Origin of the sequence: Thiobacillus sp. 65-1402 (genome assembly GCF_001897685.1) — a bacterium.
Classification (GTDB): Bacteria; Pseudomonadota; Gammaproteobacteria; order Burkholderiales; family Thiobacillaceae; genus Thiobacillus.
Genome location: NZ_MKUG01000055.1, coordinates 1 through 2,667, shown reverse-complemented (window position 1 = coordinate 2,667; position 2,667 = coordinate 1). Strand labels below are relative to the sequence as shown.

The 2,667-nt window shown below is 63.6% G+C and carries 5 protein-coding genes; 4 read left to right on the top strand and 1 reads right to left on the bottom strand.

Features of this window, described 5'->3' with window-relative positions; all coding sequences use genetic code 11:
- Positions 1-48 precede the first annotated feature (48 nt).
- From BGO62_RS04470 to BGO62_RS04455, 4 genes are read left to right on the top strand one after another with little or no spacing between them, the layout of a single operon-like run.
- Positions 49-357, top strand: coding sequence for a cytochrome c (locus BGO62_RS04470; RefSeq protein ID WP_296639575.1), 309 nt, complete (start codon positions 49-51; stop codon positions 355-357).
- A gap of 10 nt (positions 358-367) precedes the next feature.
- Entirely contained in the window at positions 368-709 is a 342-nt protein-coding gene (locus BGO62_RS04465) for a 4a-hydroxytetrahydrobiopterin dehydratase (RefSeq protein WP_296639576.1), read from the top strand.
- Positions 710-712: 3 nt separating this feature from the next.
- Positions 713-1,591, top strand: coding sequence for a ribosome small subunit-dependent GTPase A (rsgA, locus tag BGO62_RS04460; protein ID WP_296639702.1), 879 nt, complete (start codon positions 713-715; stop codon positions 1,589-1,591).
- Between the two features lie 33 nt (positions 1,592-1,624).
- Positions 1,625-2,134, top strand: coding sequence for a DsrE family protein (locus tag BGO62_RS04455; RefSeq protein WP_296639700.1), 510 nt, complete (start codon positions 1,625-1,627; stop codon positions 2,132-2,134).
- Positions 2,135-2,152: 18 nt separating this feature from the next.
- Here BGO62_RS04455 and BGO62_RS04450 read toward each other — a convergent pair whose 3' ends face one another.
- Complete coding sequence (locus tag BGO62_RS04450) at positions 2,153-2,587, bottom strand: CBS domain-containing protein (protein WP_296639698.1); 435 nt, start codon at positions 2,585-2,587, stop codon at positions 2,153-2,155.
- Between the last annotated feature and the right edge of the window lie 80 nt (positions 2,588-2,667).

Here is a 2,667-nt window from a genome sequence, read left to right as displayed (position 1 = left end):
CCGCCCGGTGACGATAATGCACGGAATAATCAATGAGGAACCTCGATCATGAAAACCCTGACTGCCCTATTCTGTGGCGCGCTGCTGGCAAGCGGCGCGCATGCCGCGCCGTTTGCCAAGGGCGACCCCAGGACCGGCAAGAGCCTGCACGACAAGGCCTGCATCAGCTGCCACGCCAACATGTTCGGCGGCGACGGCAGCAAGATCTACACGCGCGCCGACCGCAAGGTCAAAACCGCGCAGCAATTGGCCGCCCGCATTTCCGCCTGCAACGCCAACACCGGCACCGGCTGGTTCCCGGAGGACGAGGCGCACGTCGCCGCCTACCTCAACCAGCAGTATTACAAATTCAAGTAAGGAACCCGTCATGACCACCGTCGTTGAAGAACTCGTCCGCAAGAAATGCGCGCCCTGCGAAGGCGGCGTCGCCCCCTTGACCGATGCGCAGATTGCGCCGCTGCTGAAGGGCCTGTCCGGCTGGCAGCGCGACGGCGAAAAAATCGCCAAGGAATACAAGTTCAAGGATCACTATCAGACACAGGCGTTCACCAACGCGGTGATGTGGGTATCGCACCGCGAAGATCATCACCCCTTCCTGCTGGTCGGCTACAACACCTGCCGCGTCGAATACTGGACGCATGCAATCGGCGGCCTGTCGGAAAACGATTTCATCTGCGCAGCGAAAGTCGACGTGCTGTTCGAAATCTGACGCATGGCGGTCCTGACTGGCCAGGTCGTCGCTGCATTCAGCCGCCGCTTCATCGTTGCAACTGCGGCCGGCGAGCTGCCTTGCCAGGTCAGGGGCCGTCACCTGCGCGCGGTATGCGGCGACCGGGTCGAAGTCCGGCGCGACGGCGATGCCGGGGTGATCGAGGCGGTGCTGCCGCGCGCCAGCCTGCTCTACCGTTCCGACGCCTTCAAATCCAAGGCCATCGCCGCCAATGTGACCCAGCTTGCGGTGGTGGTGGCGGCACGGCCGAGTTTTTCGATGGAACTGGTGCAGCGCTGCATCCTCGCCGCCGAAGATCAGGGCATCGCCAGTCTGCTCGTCCTCAACAAGGCCGACCTGCCGGAAACGCCGGTCGCGCGCGCAAGGCTGGACCTGCTCACCCGCATCGGCTACCCGCTCGTCACCCTGTCGGCGCTGTCCGACGTGACGCCCCTGCAGTCTGCCCTGCGCGGCCACACCACGCTGCTGATCGGGCAGTCCGGCATGGGCAAGTCGACCCTCATCAATGCGCTGTTTCCGGGCGCCGATGCGGTGACCGCCGAGTATTCCGAAGCGCTCGACAGCGGCCGTCACACGACCACCCACACCCGCCTGCACCGGCTGGATGCCTCTTCCACGGTGATCGACTCGCCCGGCCTGCAGGAATTCGCCCTGCAGCACCTGGATGCCGGCGCGCTGGCGCACGCCTTCGTCGAATTCCGGCCCTATCTCGGACAATGCCGTTTCCGCGACTGCAAGCACGAGGTCGAGCCGGGCTGCCGGCTCCAGGAGGCCGCCGCCGCGGGCGCGATCGACCCGGCGCGGCTCCAGTTGTTCCGGAGCCTGCGCCGCCTGCAGCAGAACGCCGCCCAGCGCCTATAAAACAGGCACGAGCGGAAAAACGAGGAGCGCGCCGTGAAATCTGTCCTGGCTCTGTCAATGCTGCTGTGGCTGGGTGCGATTGCGCCGGCGCAGGCGGCCGGCAAATGGGTGGCCACCCCCTATGCCCCTCCCAAGGTCATGTTCGAGTTCTACCTGGACGACCCGCAGAAAATCGGCAGCGCGCTGTACTGGGTGCGTTCGCTGATGAATCCGCTGCTGGAAGCGCCTTACGACTACTCGCCCGAAGACATGAACATCGTGGTGGTCATCCACGGCACCGAAATCGTGACGGTAGCGACAAAGAACGAGGCGAAATATCAGGAAGCGGTCGAGCGCATGCGTTACTACGCCGGCCTCGGCGTGTCGTTCAAAGTGTGCGGCCAGGCGGCCGAGGATTTCGGCTATGCGGTAGCGGACTTCCAGGATTTCATCGAGGTGGTGCCCAACGGCATCGTCGAGCTGGCGCACTGGCAACAGCAGGGCTATGCGCTGATCGTGCCGAAAATACTGGAGAAGACCATCGACATCGAGTCGATCCGCTGAGCGGCTCGACAAGCCGCCTTACTCGGGCCAGTGCTTGATGTAGCGCTTCAGCAGGCTGTTCTCGAAATTGGCTTCCTTGAGGCAGGCGCGCGCCACGTCGTGGAAGGAAATGATGCCAAGCAGCTTGTTGCCGTCGAAAATCGGCAGGTGGCCGATGTGCGATTTGGTCATCACATCGCGCGCGTAATCCACCGAGTCGTCGGCATTGGCCACCACCGGCTCGGTCACCATGATGCTGCTGACTTCGGCATCCTTCAGGTCGCCGCCCTGTTTGTGCATGCCCTGCACCACGTCGCGCTCAGTCAGGAGCCCGACCATCTCGCCGTTTTTCAGCACCACCAGCGAACCCACCCCCAAGCCCACCAGCTTGGCGACGGCGCTGGAAACCGGATCGGTCGGCGCGATGCTGTGGATGTCGTCGCTTTTGAGCGTGAGGATTTCGCGAATCTGCATGGTGGTCTCCGGGTCGGCGTGATATAGGCCTAATGATAACAACGGCGGCGCGCGGCAGGCTACGGCCTGACCAGCGCAGC

Coding starts and splice junctions, on each gene's coding strand:
- BGO62_RS04470 (WP_296639575.1), top strand. CDS start 49: ATGAAAACCCTGACTGCCCTATTCTGTGGCGCGCTGCTGGCAAGCGGC.
- BGO62_RS04465 (WP_296639576.1), top strand. CDS start 368: ATGACCACCGTCGTTGAAGAACTCGTCCGCAAGAAATGCGCGCCCTGC.
- rsgA (WP_296639702.1), top strand. CDS start 713: ATGGCGGTCCTGACTGGCCAGGTCGTCGCTGCATTCAGCCGCCGCTTC.
- BGO62_RS04450 (WP_296639698.1), bottom strand. CDS start 2,587: ATGCAGATTCGCGAAATCCTCACGCTCAAAAGCGACGACATCCACAGC.